This is a genomic window from Citrobacter sp. VF227 (genome assembly GCF_052950715.1).
This window is the reverse complement of sequence record NZ_JBRFVF010000002.1, coordinates 252,041-272,625: the sequence shown is the minus strand read 5'-3', so window position 1 is coordinate 272,625 and position 20,585 is coordinate 252,041. Positions and strand designations below refer to the sequence as shown.

Below are 20,585 nucleotides of genomic sequence, written 5' to 3'. Positions count from 1 at the left end.
ACACACAAAACCCGGCAATACGCACCACCGTGGTGCGTTATTTGCACCGTTTATTTGTTTTATGCCGGAGAGCACCAGAGTGAATGATGCAACCCCACGCCCACAGGCGAAAATCCGCAAGGCGCTGACCCCGCTGCTCGAAATTCGCAACCTGACCAAGTCATTTGACGGTCAGCATGCCGTCGATGACGTCAATCTTACTATCTATAAAGGTGAAATATTTGCGCTGCTCGGTGCGTCCGGCTGTGGTAAATCGACCCTGCTGCGGATGCTGGCGGGATTTGAGCTGCCGACAACCGGGCAAATTATGCTTGATGGCGTCGATTTAGCGCATGTCCCGCCTTATCTGCGCCCGATTAATATGATGTTTCAGTCTTATGCCTTGTTTCCGCACATGACGGTAGAACAGAACATTGCCTTTGGCCTCAAGCAGGACAAACTGCCAAAGGCTGAAATCGCCAGTCGGGTGAATGAGATGTTGGGCCTGGTGCATATGCAAGAGTTTGCCAAACGTAAGCCGCATCAGCTTTCTGGCGGTCAGCGCCAGCGTGTGGCGTTGGCGCGTAGCCTGGCGAAACGCCCGAAACTGCTGCTGTTGGATGAACCGATGGGAGCGCTGGATAAAAAGCTCCGTGACCGCATGCAACTGGAAGTGGTGGATATCCTTGAGCGCGTCGGCGTGACCTGCGTGATGGTGACGCACGATCAGGAAGAAGCCATGACCATGGCAGGGCGCATTGCGATCATGAACCGTGGAAAATTTGTGCAGATCGGCGAGCCGGAAGAGATCTACGAGCACCCGACCACGCGTTACAGCGCAGAATTTATCGGTTCGGTGAACGTCTTTGAGGGGTTGCTGAAAGAACGTCAGGAAGATGGTTTGATTATTGAGTCTCCAGGCCTGATGCATCCGCTGAAAGTGGACGCCGATGCTTCTGTTGTCGATAACGTTCCGGTGTATGTTGCGCTGCGTCCGGAAAAAATCATGCTCTGCGAAGCCACTCCGCCAGAAGGATACAACTTCGCGGTAGGTGAAGTGGCGCACATTGCCTATCTGGGCGATTTGTCGGTGTACCACGTGCGTTTGAAAAGCGGCCAGATGCTGAGCGCCCAGCTACAAAATGAACATCGTTATCGTAAAGGCTTACCCACCTGGGGTGACGAAGTCCGTTTATGTTGGGATGCGGACAGCTGTGTGGTGTTGACGGTTTAAGGAGCGAAGATGAGTACACTTGAACCTCCGGCTCGCGTGGATAAAGCGGGGCGATTCACGCTGTTTATGTCGCGGCTGCAAATGAAGCACGGGCGCAAGCTGGTGATCGCGCTGCCGTATGTGTGGCTATTGCTGCTGTTTCTGCTGCCGTTTTTGATCGTCTTCAAAATCAGTTTGGCTGAAATGGCACGTGCTATTCCGCCGTATACCGACCTCGTTTCATGGGCTGACGATCAGCTATCCATCACGCTCAACTTAGGTAATTTCCTGCAACTGACGGACGATCCGCTCTATTTTGATGCGTACCTGCAATCTTTGCAGGTGGCGGGGATTTCGACGCTATTTTGCCTGCTGCTGGGATATCCGCTGGCATGGGCGGTGGCACACAGCAAACCCTCAACGCGTAATATCCTGTTGCTGCTGGTGATCCTACCGTCCTGGACCTCGTTTTTGATTCGCGTGTACGCCTGGATGGGGATCCTGAAAAATAACGGCGTACTGAACAACTTCCTGCTGTGGCTGGGGGTTATCGATCAACCATTGACGATTCTGCACACCAATCTGGCGGTCTATATCGGAATTGTTTACGCCTATTTGCCTTTTATGGTGCTGCCAATTTATACCGCGTTGACACGGATCGATTATTCACTGGTGGAAGCGGCGCTGGATTTAGGTGCCCGGCCGTTGAAAACCTTCTTTAGCGTGATCGTGCCGTTGACTAAGGGCGGGATTATTGCCGGATCAATGCTGGTGTTTATTCCAGCAGTTGGGGAGTTCGTGATCCCTGAACTGTTGGGTGGCCCGGACAGCATCATGATTGGTCGTGTACTTTGGCAGGAGTTTTTCAATAACCGCGACTGGCCGGTGGCTTCTGCTGTCGCCATTATTATGCTGCTGTTACTGATTGTGCCGATCATGTGGTTCCACAAATATCAGCAAAAAAGCGTAGGGGAACACGGATGAATAACTTACCTGTCGTTCGCTCACCGTGGCGTATCTTTATTCTGGTGCTGGGTTTTACCTTTCTGTACGCGCCGATGTTGATGTTGGTTATCTATTCGTTTAACAGCTCCAAGCTGGTGACGGTGTGGGCGGGATGGTCAACGCGTTGGTATGGTGAACTTTTCCACGATAGCTCGATGATAAGCGCCGTCGGGATGAGCTTAACGATTGCTGCTGGTGCTGCGACGATGGCAGCAATCCTCGGCACCATAGCTGCCGTAGTGATGGTGCGCTTTGGTCGTTTTCGCGGTTCCAATGGCTTCGCCTTTATGATCACCGCGCCGCTGGTTATGCCGGATGTCATTACCGGTTTGTCGCTGTTGCTGCTGTTTGTGGCTTTGGCGCACGCCATCGGCTGGCCAGCGGATCGCGGTATGTTGACCATCTGGTTGGCGCACGTCACTTTCTGTACAGCGTACGTGGCGGTCGTTATCTCTTCACGTTTGCGCGAACTGGATCATTCCATTGAGGAAGCGGCGATGGATCTTGGCGCCACGCCGCTGAAGGTCTTTTTCGTCATCACGCTGCCGATGATTATGCCAGCAGTGATCTCCGGGTGGTTACTGGCCTTTACGCTGTCGCTCGATGACCTGGTTATTGCCAGCTTTGTCTCTGGTCCCGGTGCTACAACATTACCCATGCTGGTGTTTTCCAGCGTACGTATGGGGGTTAATCCGGAGATCAACGCACTGGCGACGCTGATACTTGGCGTGGTAGGAATTATCGGATTTATCGCGTGGTATCTGATGGCGCGAACAGAAAAACAACGGATTCGCGATATCCAACGTGCAAGACGTGGCTGAAAAAACTAAAATCTGCCAACCTGTCTATTCGGCGCAGCTGTGGTGGCTGCGCCGTTTTCATGGAAGACGACGCGTTGGGATTTTTTAAGAAATCATCCATATCACATGCCCGCTTAAACGTCCCTGCTTTGGTGCAGGTGGCGGCGCTGGCTATTATTATGATCCGCTGTCTCGATCTGTTGATGATTTTTAATACGCTCGGGTTGCGTGGAACTAGTGAGTTTATTCATCGTAGCGTACAGACCTGGAATTTAACGCTGGTGTTTCTGGCTAGCCTGGTGATGCTGTTTATCGAAATTTACTGCGCATTTTCGTTGGTAAAAGGTCGGAACTGGGCACGCTGGATTTATCTGCTGACCCAGATTATCGCCAGTGTCTATCTGTGGGCAGCCTCGTTGGGCTACGGATATCCGGAACTGTTCAGTATTGCGGGAGAGTCTAAACGTGAAATCCTGCATACCCTGGTGATGCAAAAACTGCCCGATATGTTGGTGTTGCTGCTGCTTTTTGTTCCTGCATCCAGCAGGCGGTTCTTCCGCTTGCAATAACGTGTATAATTTTGGCCCCCGGTTAATTTGTAGGTTTTTGTATGCAGTGCGCACTTTATGACGCCGAACGCTGTCGCTCCTGTCAGTGGATAACACAGCCAGTCGCCGATCAACTCTTCGCCAAAACAGCCGATCTGCAAAATCTGCTGGCCGATAATCCGGTCGGTGAATGGTGCGCGCCAGTCAGCGGCCCGGAAAGCGCTTTTCGTAATAAAGCAAAAATGGTGGTTAGCTGCAGCGTAGAGAAACCGCTGTTGGGAATGCTGCATCGTGACGGTATACCTGAGGATTTGTGCGACTGTCCGCTTTATCCTGAGTCTTTTGCGCCCGTGTTTGCCACACTCAAACCGTTTATCGCCCGTGCGGGATTAACGCCCTATAACGTGGAGCGAAAACGCGGGGAGCTGAAGTATCTGCTGTTAACAGAAAGCCGGTTCGATGGCGGCATGATGCTGCGTTTTGTCCTGCGTTCCGACGCGAAACTGGCACAACTGCGCGCGGCGCTACCATGGCTGCAGGCACAGCTTCCGCAGTTAAAAGTGATCACTGCCAATATACAGCCTGTGCATATGGCAATTATGGAAGGGGATAGTGAAATCTACCTGACGGAACAACAGGCGCTGGCGGAGCGTTTTAACGATGTACCGTTGTGGATTCGCCCGCAGAGCTTCTTCCAGACCAACCCGGTAGTGGCGGGGCAGTTGTATGCCACGGCGCGCGACTGGGTGCGTCAGCTTCCGGTTAATCACATGTGGGATCTGTTTTGCGGTGTTGGGGGCTTTGGTCTGCACTGCGCCACGCCGCAGATGAAACTGACGGGGATTGAAATCGCGCCAGAGGCGATTGCCTGTGCGAAACAGTCTGCGCAGGAGCTTGGGTTACAAAATCTGCATTTTCAGGCCCTGGATTCGACTCAGTTTGCCACCGCCCAGGGCGAAGTACCGGACCTGGTGCTGGTGAATCCGCCGCGTCGGGGAATTGGCAAACCGCTGTGTGATTTTCTTTCTCACATGGCACCGCGTTTTATCATTTATTCCAGCTGTAATGCGCAAACCATGGCGAAGGATATTCGTGAGTTACCAGGGTATCGCATTGAGCGCGTCCAGCTTTTCGATATGTTCCCACACACCGCGCATTATGAGGTTTTAACGCTGCTCAGCCGACAATAACGACCATGCCTGATGGCGCTTCGCTTAACAGGCCGAGCTGCCGGAATGCCGCATCCTGCAAACAGGCCCGTGATTTTGATCGTGATCGGCAGTGCAATGGTGTAGTCAGCCAGTGGTAAGGTCTGACATCCGGAAAGCATTGCTAATGTGCATGTTATCGCGCTGTGGATGGCGGGCTTTCCGTGCGTGAAAGGCATGATATTGCAGTCGCGTTGCGCGAGGCTGTAATGGAAGAAAAATACATACTGGACGTGATAACTCATCATTGATTCGTATCAGGGGGAAGGTCAAGCTTTTAATTCACTGGCTATCGCTGTAGTGAATTTAGTTACGTGCGAGCGTAGGGAAGTTTGTAATCTTGCCAGCAACCGAATGAGATAATTATGAGTGATATCCAAGAGGTAACTCCTGATAGCGGTTGGGTGATAAAAATAATGCTTTCTGACGTTATTTTTTAGGACTATCCGGGATAGTACTTTGCTGTAAGGCATCGCTCCCTCAAAATAGTTCACAGAGGTATTCACTGACAACTATGTGTTTCTATATACGCAGGGTTAAATACTGAAATGTTACCTAAAAGCGGCCTCTCGGGACTTTTTTCTGGCGAGTAACTGAGCGCCAATATACGCACGAATGCACTGCGTATCTCTGAATTTATCCCCACTACTTATCCATGCTATTGGATGAGTGACTGTGCCTTTGGAGTTAAAGAAAAATTTTAATGCGACAGAATTATCGGTAGATTTCATTATTGCCTGGTTTTCTTTTTAATTAATGGAAATGAATGTAATGTTTATTTTGCTAACAATTTTTAGGGGGTGTTTTTTATATTTTGTGTTTTTATTTTAAATATCCATGTTTGGGGTTTTATTTTAAGGTGATTTTAATATTTCGCATTATAAAAAAGCAGTACCCTGTCCCAGGGGGAAGTTATAATGCGCTATAGCTATCATTACATAATACGCTCAGGCGTAATTCTGTCATGATGGCTAAAAAAAGGGAGTCGCAGGCGACTCCCACCAGAAAGAAAATAAAACATAAAGGTCTTTAAAAACCTCATAGTTAGCACGGTCAGTTATGCCATATTAGTTGATAGTGCAAAACTGATCTGCATCAACAATTAACGTTATTGTCATCTGGTCGGTGGAGTGGGTTTTTGATGTGGCCCCAGTCTGGTGCTGTACCGCTTAGAAAACGCCAGTTCCGGGCCGGCAGTCATGCTCGCCAGGTTGTCCGGGGCATCACTTTCCGCCATCATAGTTATTGTGCAGGCCTGACCACCTGGCTGAAGGTCTAAGTTGTTGTGGTACGGGATAAGAGCGCATGACGCCACCCCGAGCCTGAAATACGGCAGTTCCTGCACGGTCATGTCGATTGTGATGACCTGACCGGTATGTGCCGGTACAGGATGCACGATCGAAGGTTTCACCTCTTAAAAACCAGAAGGAGTCATTCCTATGACACGACGTCGTTTTCTAACCGCCCGGGAGGTTACGGGCATGATGGAGGCCGTCCGCAACGGCAATAACGGAGCCCGGGACTACTGCCTTATTCTCATGGCATTTCGTCATGGTATGCGTATCAGTGAGTTATTAGGTCTACGATACAGAGATATGGATCTCGAGGCCGGACGAATGAGCGTTAACCGTCTGAAGAACGGATTTTCTACGGTACACCCGCTGATAGATGATGAACTGGATGCGATCCGCACATGGACACGGGTACGCAGCACCTGGAGGCATGCTGCCAGTACGGATACTGTTTTTATTTCACGAAAGGGAACGATGCTTTCGAGGCAACAGGCCTACCGTATCATTCGCGCTGCTGGAGAGTTGGCAGGTGCCGTTACCTGCACCACGCCGCATATGTTGCGTCATGCCTGCGGGTATGAACTGGCGGAACGGGGCACGGATACGCGTCTGATTCAGGATTATCTGGGGCATCGGAATATTCGTCACACTGTACGCTATACGGCCAGCAATGCAGCGCGATTCAATGGGTTGTGGGAACGCGAAAGAATCAGTAGAGATGATATTGGAAAGCGAATTAAAACTGGTCAATTGGGACCAATTTGTGCACATCTTAATAGCAAGACTATTTGCAAGGCAATCCCTCAGCCAGTTTTTTTCTAAAAAAAACCTCAATTAATTGATTTTAAATATTTTATTTATTTAGTCACAGTTTTATCTCGCCCATCAGATACCACTTCCTTGTGGAATATTATTTAACACTCTAAATAAAAACGCAAAATACTATCATTTAAAATCAGGTGTAAATTCTGATTTTATCTGTTATTGCGTCTGTGTAAGGTGTTATATCCTTTTTTTGTCTAATTTTAAGTGATATATGCCAATGAGTCAAAATGGTCCCAACTGTTCCTATTTTAGGTCAAAAAAACATCGCTGTGAGGGTTTGAAAGGAAGGGGATAAGCAAAATGATTGAAAATTAAAATTTTACGGTTTGTAAAATTTGTGCGGTAGCTTTGTATTTATTCAAGTAAGAGTCCATCAGTAATCCTGTTAATTAATAATAGAGTTGCTGATGGTTTCTTCCATCGAAAAATACATCGCAAATAATATCAAAAAGCATGCTTAATATCAGCATCCTAATAAGGAATATGAAATGAAAAAATTACTGAAGGTCTCCACACTGACTCTGGCGGTATTATCGGGATCAGCGTTTGCAGCACCAAATAGTGGTGATGTCCAGTTTATTGGAGCTGTTGTTGACACAACTTGCGACATTGTGCCGCTTGCAGATACTGGTGCAGTAAGTAGCGTTGTTCAATTGGGTAATGTTACAACTTCTACAAAAGCGGCTGGTTCTGGTTCTAACCAAAGTCCGGTAGTGAATTTTTCTCTGAAACCGAAGGCGGGCACTACCTGTAATCCAGTTGCTATGAGTAATGCCTCTTTTGCATTTTCTGGACCTCTGGAAGCCTCTGGACTGGTACCTCAAAGCGGAACAGCAACCGATGCCATCGTAAAATTGCGTGCAGTAAATGCAGTTGGAGGTGCTCATGATATCGATAAAACCCGCACGACATCAGATGTAACATTGACTGATTTGAATGACCCTGCCAAAGGCGCGCAATTTACTGCGCAACTGATAGGTGGTACCCAGGCAGGCGATTACCGCTCTGCTCTTGCTTACGTAGTTTCTTACAACTAAGTCATTTCAATCCCTGCCCGTACTAAGCGGTATAAGTACGAGGCAGGGTCTTCCTCTATTAAAGCAATTTTATTCTTGTTCTTCTCTTTTGCTCTGAAGGCAGGTCTGTGTGAGTACAAAATATAACATAGCAAGAAAACAACCTGGGCTGTCTCTTCTGGCACTAAGCATTTGTTCTTCCTTTGCATCTGCCACCGAACTGAATATGGCATTTCTACAGGGAATCACAGATGTGCCCTCTGTTCTGAAAGACGGTGTAAAATACCCTGCAGGTCAATACTACGTCGACGTTTCTCTCAACGGATCCCGCACCGGACGAATGCCATTTGAGATTAGCGCGGAAGATGAGCAGGCTGGACAACCCTGCTTCAGCCCGGAATGGCTCCACAGTGCGGGTATCTTTTTTAAACCGGAAGCTTACCAGGATACATTTGATTCCATTCGCGGCTGTTATTCAATTGGAAAGAAAATGGCCTCTAAAGTCAATTTTGACCTTGGAGCTCAATCTCTGGATTTCAGTATCCCTCAGGCGTGGATGACAGAAAAAAATGATGCTACGCGCTGGGACTATGGCATAAATGGTCTGCGTCTGAAGTACAGTGGTAACTTTAATCAAAACGTTCAAAATAAGAATAATAGCTACAGCAATGATTCGCTCAATGCTTATGGTAGTTTCAATTCGAGCCTCAATATTGGCCGCTGGATTTTATCCAGCGACATGAATGCTAAACGCAATTTGTGGGGAAATGAATTCGCCACGAATAATCTTACCCTTTCCACCGCTATTAGCCAGGTTAAAGGGGATTTACTGCTCGGGCGTTCACAGACAAGAACTGAGTTATTCAGCGACTTTAGTTTTTATGGAATATCATTGCGTTCTAATAGCAACATGCGCTCATGGCTCACCCGCGGCTATGCCCCAGTTATCTCCGGAGTAGCCTCTACCACATCAAGAATTACAGTGACTCAGGGCGGGTATACAATTTATTCTCGCGTGATACCTCCAGGTCCATATCGTCTCGATGACATCAATTCTACCAGTAACGGAAATATGGTTGTAACAGTAGAGGATAATAGTGGTCGTAAAACTGTAACTGAATATCCTGTAGCAACCCTGCCTTCGCTTCTACGTCCTGGAGAATATAATTACAATTTTGCTGTTGGACAGCGTAACGACTCTAATCGTTTAGGGGATGCTTTCTCCTCAGGAAATGGCACTTTTGGCCTGGCCAGTTTCGACTGGGGGTTACCAACGACCACGCTTAATATCGCTACTCTGTTGCATAACAGTTATCAGGCCGCCGGAGTTGGGCTTACGCAATCAATGGGAGAACTCGGCGCTGTCGCGTTAAGTGTAAATGGGGCGCGGGCTGAGTATGATAATAACTCTCAACGCCAGGGAATAAGCGCAACATTAAAATATGCAAAAAGTTTCACTAACCAGACAGATATTCAGTTACTGACGTACAGGTATCAGAGCCCTGGATATACCGAATTTGTGAACTGGAATCCTAAGGACGGAATAGGACGAAAGATTTATGATCCGGACGGCCTGGGCTTTAATGAACACTACATTTGGTTTGATGGCAAAGAGAAGGCGCGATATGAAGCCCGACTGTCCCATCGGATAGATAACATTTATATTAACAGCGCGTTCTGGCAGCAATCTTACTGGAATCGTAACACCGATGCTATTGGAGCATCATTGTCCGTCAGCACCACAATACTTGACGGGGTATCGCTCTACATTAACGGAAACTATTCACGTAATGCATGGTCAACTACAGATGAGTATTCAGGTGCCCTAGGGGTAAGTATCCCGTTTACGCTGGGAGGTATTCGTCATAACAGCAGTAATTCAGTCGGCTACAGCCGATACAATGGTACCTCTTTTAATACCAACATATCGGCTGCTCTGGACGAACGCCTTAGTTACAGTGTTAATGTTGGAATGGATGAACACAGTAATAATACAGTTGGTGCATCGGCTAGTTATGGCTTCGACCGAATTCAGACTAACTTAGCAGTTTCACAAAGCCGAGATGCAACCACTTTATCCGGAAATCTCTCTGGTACAGCCATTGCCACGAGGCAAACGGGTCTACTGCTCACAAGAGAATCTTCAGACACTGTAGCAGTTGTCAGAATTAGAGATACACCAGGAGTGACATTCAATGGTTCACTTCCAACTAACAGCAGCGGAAATACTGTGCTTTACCTGACAGGATATAACCCTACAACGATAAGCATTAATCCGGAAAACGTACCGGAAAGCGCTGAGTTGCTCAATACTTCCTATAATGTTGTTCCAACAGAAAAAGCAATTATCTACCGCGAATTTGATTTCCAGAAAGTGCGGCGTTATATCGTTCGGTTACGTGATATGCAGGGTAATGAAATTACTGGTGGAAACGCAACCACGGAGCAGGGGCTGGATGCTGGTTTTGTCACGCGTAATGGTGTTTTGCTGATGAATCTGCTCTCCGCCCCGAAAACTATTACAGTAAGTCAAAGTACTGGAAAAATATGTCGATTTAGTGCGGTAGGGTTGAAGGAAAATATAGGAACAGTTCAGGAGATTCGTTGTGAATAGTATTAAGAAGTTTTTTAAGTTAGCAGTCATGACGACGTCTATGACATTATTTTTTGCTGGTTCTGCCATAGCTGCTTTTACTCTTAATGGAACTCGTTTTATTTATGAAGAAGGGAAGAAAAATATTTCCTTTGAAGTAAGTAGCAGCTCAGATGATATCTATGGAGCTCAGGTGTGGATTGAAAATATATCGCAGAGTAAAGCGGATGTTTTTATAGTACCGTCTCCACCATTTTTTAGGATTGGGCCGAGAGGTAAACAGATAGTGCGATTAATGAATGTAAACCCGACTTTGCCGTCAGATAAGGAATCTTTATTTCGTCTTAATGTTCAAGAGATTCCGCCAAAACCCAAAGAAACTGATGGTAGCGTGATCGCCATAGCAATGAATACCCAGGTTAAGCTGATTTACCGCCCAAAAGCTCTGGCTGAAGGACGTAAAAATGCAGAAAAACAGCTGGTTTTGTCGAATCGGGGTGGAAGGGTCTGGATAAAGAACCCGACACCCTACTATTTTGCGGTCACGAAACTGAAAAGCCAGGGGAAAGAGATCGAGCTAAATGCGAATGTGCAGCGTGCACTTGCACAACTGGCCCCGTACTCAGAAGTGAATACCGGGCACACAAATCTTAAAGACGTAAGTGTTATAGCCCTTAACGATTGGGGCGGCGCGGTGAAATATGATATTAAATAACCAACTGTTTAACATATTTATGTGTATCATCCTGCTCTCGGTCTTTAATTCCGCGAACGCTGTCACTACCAGTAACCGGGTTACTGTTACGGCAAGATTCACCGCACCTCCGTGTACATTGACAATGCCTGATCGTGTAAACCTGGGGGCGATTTTACCCGGTGCGCAGAGTTATCCCCCATTCATTATCCGGCTGGATTGTCCACTGCCAGCAGCTATAACTGCGTTATATGCTGAAATTGTTCAGGGAAGTCTGAGCGCGGGGAGCAATAATCGCGTTGATATGACCGGGCCAGCAGGAAGTTCCGGAACCCCCGTAAAACTGTGGTTGACAGATAATGATGGGAAAGAAGTCATGCTGGACGGGAGTGGTTCCTCTGAAGAGAGTGGTCGCTTTTGCTCAGGCACAGGAAGTCGCAACTGTACTATCACGCCAAATACGGAAGTAGAAATAGATACCCCACGTGGCCTAACCAGCGCCATGTTAAGATTCAATGTTATTGTTCCATAGAAAAATTATGACTAATCTATATATTGTGTTTGTTATATAAAATTAATTTTATGTTTTTTAAAATAATCGTGTTGAGTGTGATATGAATAATAAAATATTGGCATTTCTGAGCCTGATATCAATTATTGGATTCAAAACATATGCGGCTACTTATACCTATCTTTCACCTGTTGGACGGCTGGTGGGACCTACAATAACTGCGAGAGCCCAGCAGAAAATATATCCTAATGATGTGAATGCAATATTATCTTATGTTAAGAGAACGCCAACTATCACAATGAATATTGGAAGTGGAAGGGATGTTCGCATGATATCTGGTTTTCCTGATAAGGTTGGGTTGTTATGGAACAATACCAATGCAGCATTTGCTATCTGTGATGTTGGTAGTGATGGCGCGGCAATAGAAAGTAGTTGTACTTCTGAAATTTCGTCAATTTACCATATCACAAATTATAACGATTATCTTTTGCCAAGGGTTAATTTCCCACCAGGTTTGAAAACAGGTGACACATATACGCTTACTCCTTTTTTTGAATGGACGGTAGCTAAAAATATGACAATAGAGACTGATGATAATCCCGGTGAGAAAAGTGTTGATGTCATCATGACACTGACAGATATGAATACCCTGGCGCGTTCACCTTGCGGGATAACATGCGCAAGTAATACGGTGAGCGGGGGGGCGTTAGGCGGAGGGGAAATAGTTGCTCCTCCTTTGGTCCCGGTTCAGGCATCATTGTCAATTACGGGGCCGACATCTTTAAACTGTTCTGCAATATTGCCTTCATCCTGTGTTGTAACTGGCGATTTCAGTATAAGTACCGCCGTTCCGGCCAGGTTTAGTGTCCAGAATGACTCAGATAAATGTGGTGAAAATCCAGTATCAGTTCAGGCTAAAAGTGGTGGGCAGGAGATATCGGTTGGATTTTCTGATGGGTACAAAACCAAATCGGCAAGCACTGAAAAGATACAACTCGAGTATGTAATAAAGCCAACGCAAAATACGCTGCCAGGTGAAGTTTGTCAGGTTGCTTCTACGCTAATATTAACCACTGACTAGTATTGAAGTATGTCTGCATTTGAATAAAATTTTAATGATGGTATGGATATTAAAGAAATTTATTGTTTTATTAAAATATATAACTTCAACTAAAGATGATGGACTTAAAATATCATTAATTATTATCATTTAACATCATTTTATAACGATTTTTATTAATCAAGGATTCTGGTTTTGATTGTGATTAAATTTTTTTTGTGCATATGATTAATGTGGAACAGCATTTTGAACATCGCTGTCCTTTTTAGATTGATTGGTAATAAGTATTGAGTGTGAAGTGCTTAAGAGGGGAGATAAAAGTAGCAGTGAATGATATGCGTGAGTTAATGATTTTTATCTTTAAGATTACTTAGCGAAATGTTGTGACTGAATGATGGTGTTATATTGATATAAGCTTGTTGCTATCAATTTTCATTAAGGTGTCAATTATTGTTGGTTTATAATTTACTGAATAGTTAACAGGAGGTATAAATGATTCATGTTATTACGAAGGATAACTATTTTTTTTTAGGAATACAAGCTGCGATCGGTGATGAAGAAATTAATCTCATAAATAGCATTGAATGTTTAGCTGATACAGAGTTGCCTCGAGATGTTCTTGTTATTGATACCTTTCTTACCGGGAGTTTTACACCGGATAGCTTAAAGAAACTATGCAAATTAAAATTCCAACGTATTGTTTTTTTCTCCATGTTAAAAGTTACTTGCCTGCCATTATTATCTACTGTTTATTTTGTTTCAAGAAATACAAGCCCTTCAAAGGTAATTGATCTGCTGATGCGAGAAGTTAACAGAACATTCAACGAGTTGCCCTCTTACAGTATGAGACAGCTCATAGTGGCCCAATTATGCCTTGGCAATATGGAACAGAGACAGGCTTTGGATATGTTAGGTATATCGAGTAAAACGTATGAAGCAGACAAGTATCGGTTGATGTTGCAGATGAGAATACGAAAATGGTATCACATCGTGAAACTACCTATTTTCAATCATTTAAGTACTCTTACTATACTGCTGTCATTATCACAATGACAGCTACTATATTTGAAGATCTTTTCTAAAAGATAGTAAGATAGTTGGTATTAACTATTTGTCATATACTTCTATTATATATAATACATCTTAATGTCCAGAATTTGAAATTGTAATGATTCAAAATGACGCCTGAATCGAAATTTTTAAAGCTGCACGCCATTGTTTTAAATATATTATTAATTTTGTGCTGAATATTTTACTCCAGAATTATTACTTTAACGTTGTTACAGTTTGTAAGAGACGTTAGCCATACTCGAGTGTCATTTAATGTAATTCATATGTTTTGGATACCAATATCTAAGTTTTCAGCTCGTTCAGAAAAGCCTGGCCTGAGTATCTCATCTCCCGCCAGTTATGGTGAGTGGGCATATTCAAATATGCAGGACAGAGCAGGTGCTAAGCTATAAGCAGATTATACAGTACTGCTTTGGGAGAGAGTTTATTATATCTGTTGAAAATCAAAACCCCTGTCCTTATTCAGACACACAGATCATAACCGGTGATGTTGGGGAGTTAAATAACCAAGTATTCTTATTTATTTTTTTTATAATGATATAATCACTGCTTTTGGAGGCGGCATTCAGATTTATATCGTCATTATGAAACTCATTCATGTCATCCCGTAAAAGTATCTTCATGTTTTGTGACTTAACTTTGAACATACCTTTTTGGATATCTATAACGTCGTAAGTAAATTCAATCTCCCTGTTTATAATATAATACTTTTTTTCAGTTACTATCTTTCCCGTGATATTAGCCACCCCCGTATAATCACTGAAAAAATGTACGGAAATGGTACCTGCAGCATGATTCCCTGATGCTGTGTTTTTTTCAAATGTTGACTGGCACTGTAGATCCGTACCAGACTGATGACGAATAAACCACCAGGTTAGACCTGCCAGCATAAAAAGAATGACAAGACTGATTATGATTTTTTTCATCCGGCCACGTCCACTCTGTTATGACAATGAGTAAAATAGTCAGGTTTTTCTTTTTCACACGAAACAATAAGTTTGTCCTCTTTTTTCCCAGCATGGTTAAAAATGAATACATCCTGATTTTTATTGCAGCTTTTTGCAACGAACTCAATAGGTGGAGCCTTTATTGAAGGATTTCCGGATAACATATATACATTACATTCAGGCGGATATCCGGAAATTTTAATCAGTGATGCAGACGCTGTAATGGTATCGCTGAAGTAAATGAGGTAAGTTGCTAAGCCAAGAGATATAACAAATAAAATGTATATCGGATAATATAAGTGACTGTTAAAAAAATCATTAAATAAATTTTTTATTCTGCTGTTTTTTTTTCCGGCAAAACTGACATATGTCTTGACGTCGATAACAGGGTTAAACATAAAACCGATTTTTGGGATAGTAATGATCGCATCATCGGGTAATCCTGCCTGTACAAGAGTTTTTCTTAAGATGCTGATGTACTGGTTTAAATTACTGTGAGAAGAACGCAGTCCATGTTCATCCCAGACGGTCCTGAAAAGATAGTCTCGCTCCACGGGGCTTCCGCGTTCAGTGATGAGAACCAAAAGTAATCTGCGAGCTGGTGCCGCCATCAAAACGGAAACATTAAGTGACGGGTTTTCCAGATACCCGTCTTCTTCATTAAAAGTCACTTCTTTATTAATAATGAACATATTTCCAGAGAACCTGACGATGTAAAGGAATACCAGGAACATAGCTTGCCGCCAGAAGCGGTAGTCGCCATTAACATGCAATTCCGTTCTGGATTGGTTGTAAAGGTTCCGTTTTGCTTTCTGAAAAATGAGTATGTGCTATAGGTGAAAATTTGTATACCCCTTGCTGATAAAAATTTATACCAGAATAAAAATATAAATTACGGTAATAAAAAAGATAAAAATGTTGTATATTTCATTATTGCGGAATTATGTGTTAATTGTGGAATTGTTTAATTACCATATTGACTCCGAAAATAACTTCTGGATTTTTCAATGAAAACAAGGCGCTATATCACACAGGAAGAATGGAATGCAGTAATGAGTGTTATTCCTGAATACAATGATTATGTCAGGGACAGATGTATACTGATTATGATGTATATCCATGGGCTCAGGGTGAGTGAACTTGCAAACATACAGCTTTCAAGTCTCTCTCTGGAAAGTAGCGAGATCTATATCCGGAGAATAAAAAATGGGTTCTCAACAACACATCCTGTTCAGAAAGAAGAGAAAATATGGTTATTACGATGGCTAGATATACGAAAAACGAAACTGAATGGTAAGGATTTGCCCTGGCTTTTTATTTCGTCCAGAAGAAGCAGAATATCTCGTCAGCAGGTATACTCGCTGGTCAGATACTATGGCGAGCTGGCTGGTTTACCTATTAAATTGCATCCTCATGTACTCAGGCACTCATGTGGTTATGCCCTGGCTAATCAAGGCCTGGATACCCGACTGATTCAGGACTATTTAGGGCACCGGAATATTCGTCATACCGTGCATTATACTGCTGCTAACTGTAAGCGCTTTTCACGTGTCTGGTCTCTGGGGAGCGAAGATATTTTTTAATGACCGTGGCATCAGTATATTGATAATTTTCATTAAAATATCAATGTGATTAGTTATGGTTTTTATCTTTGAGCAGGTAGATCCCTTTTTCATTGTTGTGTGGAGCTGTGAGTGTCTGATGTGTATGTCTATACTAAAAGTATTGTCTTTTTCGCGTCAGAGAATACAGAGTCTTTTTCTGTATAAACTAGTTTTAAATTAGCTGGCTTTATTTTAGTGTCAAATGTTAATTGATTCAGGGGAGGTAGCTTAATTGCTATAGAACGAATTGAATCAAAAATAAAACAGGAAAACGTGATGTGTGAATTATTGTATCCTAGTAATGAACTATTATCGGGAATTCGTTTACCAGAAAGTGCCATGATTGCGGGAGAAGAACATTTAGCATTACGTTTCCTGGAAGGAATGAAAGCGGAGCCCCTGATCAGTTTCCATTCTGGTCAAATTACGGGATACGAATTTCTTAGTCAGCTTTCTGCTGGTATCTGTAGTGAGACTTTTTTTCGCCAACAGTCTGCAGGTTCACTGGCAGAGTTATTTTTACTTCAGCTACGCCTGAGTTCAGGTTTGACTACCAAAAAACGTTTTTTGAATCTCCCTGTCAGGGTGCTTGTCAGGAGATCTTTGTGTGAGATTATTTGTCGCAATAATCTGAATGGTATTGTCGTGGAGATCCAGGATCCTGAACATTTGACAGACCTCTGCTCTGAGGAACAGGATTATTTGCGTCAAAACCTGAATCACTTACTGTTTGCAGGTGCTGAAGTTTATGCTGACGATGTCAGCCCGGCATGGATGAAAACACTGTCCGGGAGGAAATTACCCCTGTCGGGTATGAAAGTCTCACGACAACAGTTTCTGTCTCAAATAGATAACTATACGTTCTCTCACCCGAGGCTTCATCCATCGAGTGATTCAGCCACTTGTCTGGTGGCAGAAGGCATCGAAACACCAGAGCAGTGCATGCTGGCTATTATGCTTGGTTTTACTCATGGTCAGGGATGGCTCTGGCCGGCAAATGTATGGCGCTTTGTGCTGGAGCGGTCATCTTAGCTATATTCTCTTTCTCAGGGCGATCACAGATCCCTCATTGTGTCCGTCCGGAAAGAGTCAAATTTGCTGCAGAAGTGGATGAAAGCCGGACTTTTTTCACCGTTGAAATAAGTTCTCAATAAACTGGGAAAAGAACACATCAGAAAAAGAATATACGCAGGCAAAACCAATTTTACGTCTTAAGTGATTAATTTTGAAATGAATGTGGCGGTGAGGGGCGCCGCGTTCGCAGTCTGTCCAACTGGCTGCGCCAGTAGTCGAACCCCGGTCCGGGCTTCTCATCCCCGCCATGCTGTGCATTATGCGAAAAAAAAAGCCCGTACTTGCGTACGAGCTCTTCTTTAAATATGGCGGTGAGGCGGGGATTCGAACCCCGGATACGTTGCCGTATACACACTTTCCAGGCGTGCTCCTTCAGCCACTCGGACACCTCACCATATTGTATTGCTGCCTGACCGCTTGGGGGGCAACGGGGCGCTACTATAGGGAGTTGCGCTAAAACGGTCAAGCAGAATTTACGTGTTCACTCTCGTTTGGTTACGCAATGTACATATTCCTCCGCCCGGGTAGGCGCGGAGGATAAGATTAGCGCTTAGAGTCCAGTTTTTCGCCGTTAGTCACAACTTCCTGGGCTTTGCTGTAACTCTCGATCAGCAACTGATAAGCCGGGAAGATCTTGGTATACACTTCCGCCCATTCAGCGGCGTCTTCACGGTTCCATGTCCCCTGAATTTCAGACGCGACGGCGGCGGTATCCATCGGGACGACGCCAGTCTGAACAACACGAGCCAGGGTGATTTCCTGCGCCATTTTGCTGTAAGTACCGGAAGCGTCGATCACTGCGAAAACTTTGTAGCCTTCCGCAACCGCGCTGATGGCCGGGAAAGCCATGCACACGCTGGTGATCGTACCGGCGATGATCAGCGTCTTACGACCCGTTGCTTTGACGGCTTTCACGAAGTCTTCGTTATCCCAGGCGTTGATTTCACCTTTACGCGCTACGTATTGGGCATGTGGCGCATTGGCGTGGATCTCTGGGATCAACGGACCGTTAGGCCCCTGTGGTACAGATGCCGTGGTAATCACCGGCATCTTCGCCAGCGTTGCCATTTTAGCCAGCGCGGCGGCACGCGCACGCAGTTCTGGCATGGGCATATCGCCGACGGTCTGGAACAGCCCGCTTTGATGATCAATAAGCAGCATGACGGAATCATTCACATCGATGACCGGACGTGAGCCATTAAAGTTTGCAGGACTGGACATATTCTTCTCCTTCGATTCAGATTTGGCCAAAGCGGCCTGAGTTAAAATCGCGTACGGCTTCGGCGATTTCTTGCTTCGTGTTCATTACAAATGGACCGTAACCCACAATCGGCTCGTTCAACGGTTCGCCAGACAGCAGCAACACGCAGGCATCGCTGGTGGCTTCAATGTGTAGCGTTTTCCCCTGCTGGCTGAACACCACCAGTTGCGCTTCGCCGGCAGGCGTGGTGCCGTTCACAGTGATATTCCCTTTCAGTACCACCAGAGCGGTACTCCATCCTTCCGGTTGGGAAAACGTAAGTTGATGATTACGTTGCAGGCGCATATCCCATACATTCAGTGGTGAAAAGGTATGTGCCGGGCCTTTTGTCTCTTGATAGTTACCTGCAATCACGCGCACGCTGCCTGCGTCATCTGGCAGGGCGACTGTGGGAATAACATCGCTACTGATGCCCTGATAGCCGGGCACGGCCATTTTGTCTTTTGCCGGAAGATTGACCCACAACTGCACCATTTCCAGTTCGCCACCCTGGCGGGTAAATTCAGGTGAGTGGAACTCTTCGTGCAATATCCCTGCACCCGCGGTCATCCACTGCACGTCGCTGGGGCCGATAATGCCGCCGCGACCGGTTGAATCACGGTGTTCAACTTCGCCGCTGTAAACGATGGTCACCGTCTCAAAACCACGGTGAGGGTGCTCGCCTACGCCGCGTTTTTCATTACCAGGCGCGAATGTATGTGGACCGGCGTAATCCAGCAGCAGGAACGGACTTAACTGTTCTGCATGAGACTGGTAAGAGAACATCGAGCGAACCGGAAATCCATCGCCCACCCAGTGCGGGCGAGGTGCGGTGTAGACGCCTGTGACTTGTTTCATATGTGTCTCCTCGGTGGCGTTGTCTTGATGTTAATAAGCTTATATTCATGACAGCGAGCTGAGTAGTCGCTAAAATAGTCCTCACTGTCTCATAAATAGGACAATAAGATGACAAAGCCGGATCTCAATGATTTTGCATGGTTTGTACATGTTGTAGAGGAAGGGGGATTCGCGGCGGCGGGTCGGGCGCTTGATGAACCGAAATCAAAACTGAGCCGACGGATAGCGCAACTGGAAGAGCGGTTGGGGGTACGACTGATTCAGCGAACCACCCGGCAGTTTAACGTGACTGAAGTTGGGCAAACCTTTTACGAACATTGTAAGGCGATGCTGGTGGAAGCGCAGGCGGCACAGGATGCCATTGCCGCGCTGCAGGTTGAACCTCGTGGGATTGTGAAGCTGACGTGCCCGGTTACGTTGCTGCATGTGCATATCGGACCAATGCTTGCCCGCTTTATGGCGCGTTATCCTGACGTATCAGTGCAACTGGAGGCCACAAACCGCCGTGTTGATGTGGTTGGAGAAGGTCTGGACGTGGCGATTCGCGTCAGGCCTCGACCATTTGAAGATAGCGATCTGGTGATGCGAGTTCTGGCGGACAGGGGGCATCGTTTGTATGCCAGTCCGCAGCTAATCGAGAAAATGGGAGCGCTACATTCTCCGGCTGAATTGACTCGCTGGCCGGGTCTGAGCCTGGCCTCCGGTAAACATGTGCATCGTTGGGAGTTATTTGGCCCGCAGGAAGCACGTGCGGAGGTACACTTCGCGCCACGAATGATCACCACCGATATGCTTGCGCTACGTGAAGCTGCTGTTGCCGGTGTAGGGGTTGTGCAACTTCCTCAGTTGATGGTAAAAGATCAATTAGCTGCAGGCGAGCTGGTGGCATTACTCGACGGCTGGGAACCGAAGCGAGAAATTATTCACGCAGTCTTTCCATCACGCAGGGGATTATTGCCGTCAGTGCGCGCATTAGTCGATTTCTTAACGGAAGAATATGCGCGGATGATTGAGGATTAAATACCTGGCCTCAGCCCACAAAAAAGG

Annotated in this window: 18 protein-coding genes and 1 tRNA gene; 14 read left to right on the top strand and 5 right to left on the bottom strand. The window is 45.6% G+C overall.

What is annotated here, in order from left to right; genetic code table 11:
• Window positions 1-79: 79 nt before the first annotated feature.
• The 11 genes from potG to ACU8YC_RS08665 all read left to right on the top strand — a co-directional run bounded on the left by potG (window position 80) and on the right by ACU8YC_RS08665 (window position 13,797).
• A complete protein-coding gene (potG, locus tag ACU8YC_RS08715; protein WP_151219694.1) occupies window positions 80-1,213 on the top strand; it encodes a putrescine ABC transporter ATP-binding subunit PotG in 1,134 nt (377 codons plus the stop codon).
• A gap of 9 nt (window positions 1,214-1,222) precedes the next feature.
• A complete protein-coding gene (gene potH, locus ACU8YC_RS08710; RefSeq protein ID WP_151219651.1) occupies window positions 1,223-2,176 on the top strand; it encodes a putrescine ABC transporter permease PotH in 954 nt (317 codons plus the stop codon).
• The gene (gene potI, locus ACU8YC_RS08705) at window positions 2,173-3,018 is read left to right on the top strand and encodes a putrescine ABC transporter permease PotI (protein ID WP_370618659.1); all 846 of its coding nucleotides are present in this window, start codon (window positions 2,173-2,175) and stop codon (window positions 3,016-3,018) included. The genes potH and potI overlap by 4 nt, the downstream gene beginning before the upstream one ends.
• 59 nt (window positions 3,019-3,077) lie before the next feature.
• Window positions 3,078-3,566 (top strand): YbjO family protein, encoded by a 489-nt coding sequence (locus ACU8YC_RS08700; RefSeq protein ID WP_187252730.1) that lies wholly within the window; start codon window positions 3,078-3,080, stop codon window positions 3,564-3,566.
• Window positions 3,567-3,607: 41 nt separating this feature from the next.
• A complete protein-coding gene (gene rlmC, locus ACU8YC_RS08695) occupies window positions 3,608-4,735 on the top strand; it encodes a 23S rRNA (uracil(747)-C(5))-methyltransferase RlmC (protein ID WP_446895221.1) in 1,128 nt (375 codons plus the stop codon).
• Window positions 4,736-6,192: 1,457 nt separating this feature from the next.
• The gene (locus ACU8YC_RS08690) at window positions 6,193-6,867 is read left to right on the top strand and encodes a tyrosine-type DNA invertase (RefSeq protein ID WP_187260376.1); all 675 of its coding nucleotides are present in this window, start codon (window positions 6,193-6,195) and stop codon (window positions 6,865-6,867) included.
• Between the two features lie 491 nt (window positions 6,868-7,358).
• A complete protein-coding gene (locus ACU8YC_RS08685) occupies window positions 7,359-7,907 on the top strand; it encodes a fimbrial protein PefA (protein ID WP_187260375.1) in 549 nt (182 codons plus the stop codon).
• Between the two features lie 109 nt (window positions 7,908-8,016).
• Complete coding sequence (gene pefC / locus ACU8YC_RS08680; RefSeq protein ID WP_446895220.1) at window positions 8,017-10,500, top strand: PefC/AfrB family outer membrane usher protein; 2,484 nt, start codon at window positions 8,017-8,019, stop codon at window positions 10,498-10,500.
• 1 nt (window position 10,501) lies between these two features.
• Window positions 10,502-11,194 carry a fimbrial chaperone gene (locus tag ACU8YC_RS08675; protein ID WP_446895378.1) on the top strand — a complete coding sequence of 231 codons (693 nt, stop codon included), beginning with the start codon at window positions 10,502-10,504 and terminating at the stop codon, window positions 11,192-11,194.
• 593 nt (window positions 11,195-11,787) lie between these two features.
• Window positions 11,788-12,765: a hypothetical protein gene (locus ACU8YC_RS08670; protein ID WP_446895219.1), complete on the top strand. Its 978-nt coding sequence runs from the start codon at window positions 11,788-11,790 to the stop codon at window positions 12,763-12,765.
• 471 nt (window positions 12,766-13,236) lie between these two features.
• Window positions 13,237-13,797 (top strand): hypothetical protein, encoded by a 561-nt coding sequence (locus ACU8YC_RS08665; RefSeq protein WP_210904881.1) that lies wholly within the window; start codon window positions 13,237-13,239, stop codon window positions 13,795-13,797.
• Window positions 13,798-14,273: 476 nt separating this feature from the next.
• Here the strand turns inward: ACU8YC_RS08665 and ACU8YC_RS08660 are convergent, their stop codons facing one another.
• Both ACU8YC_RS08660 and ACU8YC_RS08655 read right to left on the bottom strand, forming a co-directional pair.
• Entirely contained in the window at window positions 14,274-14,741 is a 468-nt protein-coding gene (locus ACU8YC_RS08660) for a FidL-like protein (protein ID WP_187260370.1), read from the bottom strand.
• Window positions 14,738-15,454, bottom strand: coding sequence for a winged helix-turn-helix domain-containing protein (locus ACU8YC_RS08655; protein WP_446895218.1), 717 nt, complete (start codon window positions 15,452-15,454; stop codon window positions 14,738-14,740). The genes ACU8YC_RS08660 and ACU8YC_RS08655 overlap by 4 nt, the downstream gene beginning before the upstream one ends.
• 315 nt (window positions 15,455-15,769) lie before the next feature.
• Between ACU8YC_RS08655 and ACU8YC_RS08650 the strand changes: the two genes are divergently transcribed.
• A complete protein-coding gene (locus ACU8YC_RS08650) occupies window positions 15,770-16,345 on the top strand; it encodes a tyrosine-type recombinase/integrase (protein ID WP_187260368.1) in 576 nt (191 codons plus the stop codon).
• A gap of 297 nt (window positions 16,346-16,642) precedes the next feature.
• Window positions 16,643-17,398: an EAL domain-containing protein gene (locus tag ACU8YC_RS08645; protein WP_187260367.1), complete on the top strand. Its 756-nt coding sequence runs from the start codon at window positions 16,643-16,645 to the stop codon at window positions 17,396-17,398.
• A 348-nt stretch (window positions 17,399-17,746) separates the two neighbouring features.
• On the opposite strand, the gene ACU8YC_RS08640 is transcribed toward ACU8YC_RS08645, so the two are convergent.
• The 3 genes from ACU8YC_RS08640 to ACU8YC_RS08630 all read right to left on the bottom strand — a co-directional run bounded on the left by ACU8YC_RS08640 (window position 17,747) and on the right by ACU8YC_RS08630 (window position 19,538).
• Window positions 17,747-17,834, bottom strand: a tRNA-Ser gene (locus ACU8YC_RS08640).
• A 149-nt stretch (window positions 17,835-17,983) separates the two neighbouring features.
• Window positions 17,984-18,661, bottom strand: a complete 678-nt coding sequence (locus ACU8YC_RS08635; RefSeq protein WP_151218812.1) for an isochorismatase family protein — start codon at window positions 18,659-18,661, stop codon at window positions 17,984-17,986.
• A gap of 16 nt (window positions 18,662-18,677) precedes the next feature.
• Window positions 18,678-19,538, bottom strand: a complete 861-nt coding sequence (locus tag ACU8YC_RS08630) for a pirin family protein (protein ID WP_446895217.1) — start codon at window positions 19,536-19,538, stop codon at window positions 18,678-18,680.
• A gap of 108 nt (window positions 19,539-19,646) precedes the next feature.
• On the opposite strand from ACU8YC_RS08630, the gene ACU8YC_RS08625 reads away from it, so the two are divergent.
• Window positions 19,647-20,558: a LysR family transcriptional regulator gene (locus ACU8YC_RS08625; protein WP_446895216.1), complete on the top strand. Its 912-nt coding sequence runs from the start codon at window positions 19,647-19,649 to the stop codon at window positions 20,556-20,558.
• Window positions 20,559-20,585: the final 27 nt, after the last annotated feature.

What these genes read in the sequence shown, in the direction of transcription:
- ACU8YC_RS08690 (WP_187260376.1), top strand. Translation starts at nt 6,193, where the DNA reads ATGACACGACGTCGTTTTCTAACCGCCCGGGAGGTTACGGGCATGATG.
- ACU8YC_RS08700 (WP_187252730.1), top strand. Translation starts at nt 3,078, where the DNA reads ATGGAAGACGACGCGTTGGGATTTTTTAAGAAATCATCCATATCACAT.
- rlmC (WP_446895221.1), top strand. Translation starts at nt 3,608, where the DNA reads ATGCAGTGCGCACTTTATGACGCCGAACGCTGTCGCTCCTGTCAGTGG.
- ACU8YC_RS08625 (WP_446895216.1), top strand. Translation starts at nt 19,647, where the DNA reads ATGACAAAGCCGGATCTCAATGATTTTGCATGGTTTGTACATGTTGTA.
- potH (WP_151219651.1), top strand. Translation starts at nt 1,223, where the DNA reads ATGAGTACACTTGAACCTCCGGCTCGCGTGGATAAAGCGGGGCGATTC.
- ACU8YC_RS08660 (WP_187260370.1), bottom strand. Translation starts at nt 14,741, where the DNA reads ATGAAAAAAATCATAATCAGTCTTGTCATTCTTTTTATGCTGGCAGGT.
- potI (WP_370618659.1), top strand. Translation starts at nt 2,173, where the DNA reads ATGAATAACTTACCTGTCGTTCGCTCACCGTGGCGTATCTTTATTCTG.
- ACU8YC_RS08685 (WP_187260375.1), top strand. Translation starts at nt 7,359, where the DNA reads ATGAAAAAATTACTGAAGGTCTCCACACTGACTCTGGCGGTATTATCG.
- ACU8YC_RS08670 (WP_446895219.1), top strand. Translation starts at nt 11,788, where the DNA reads ATGAATAATAAAATATTGGCATTTCTGAGCCTGATATCAATTATTGGA.
- ACU8YC_RS08665 (WP_210904881.1), top strand. Translation starts at nt 13,237, where the DNA reads ATGATTCATGTTATTACGAAGGATAACTATTTTTTTTTAGGAATACAA.
- ACU8YC_RS08655 (WP_446895218.1), bottom strand. Translation starts at nt 15,454, where the DNA reads ATGTTCATTATTAATAAAGAAGTGACTTTTAATGAAGAAGACGGGTAT.
- ACU8YC_RS08650 (WP_187260368.1), top strand. Translation starts at nt 15,770, where the DNA reads ATGAAAACAAGGCGCTATATCACACAGGAAGAATGGAATGCAGTAATG.
- ACU8YC_RS08630 (WP_446895217.1), bottom strand. Translation starts at nt 19,538, where the DNA reads ATGAAACAAGTCACAGGCGTCTACACCGCACCTCGCCCGCACTGGGTG.
- ACU8YC_RS08645 (WP_187260367.1), top strand. Translation starts at nt 16,643, where the DNA reads ATGTGTGAATTATTGTATCCTAGTAATGAACTATTATCGGGAATTCGT.
- ACU8YC_RS08635 (WP_151218812.1), bottom strand. Translation starts at nt 18,661, where the DNA reads ATGTCCAGTCCTGCAAACTTTAATGGCTCACGTCCGGTCATCGATGTG.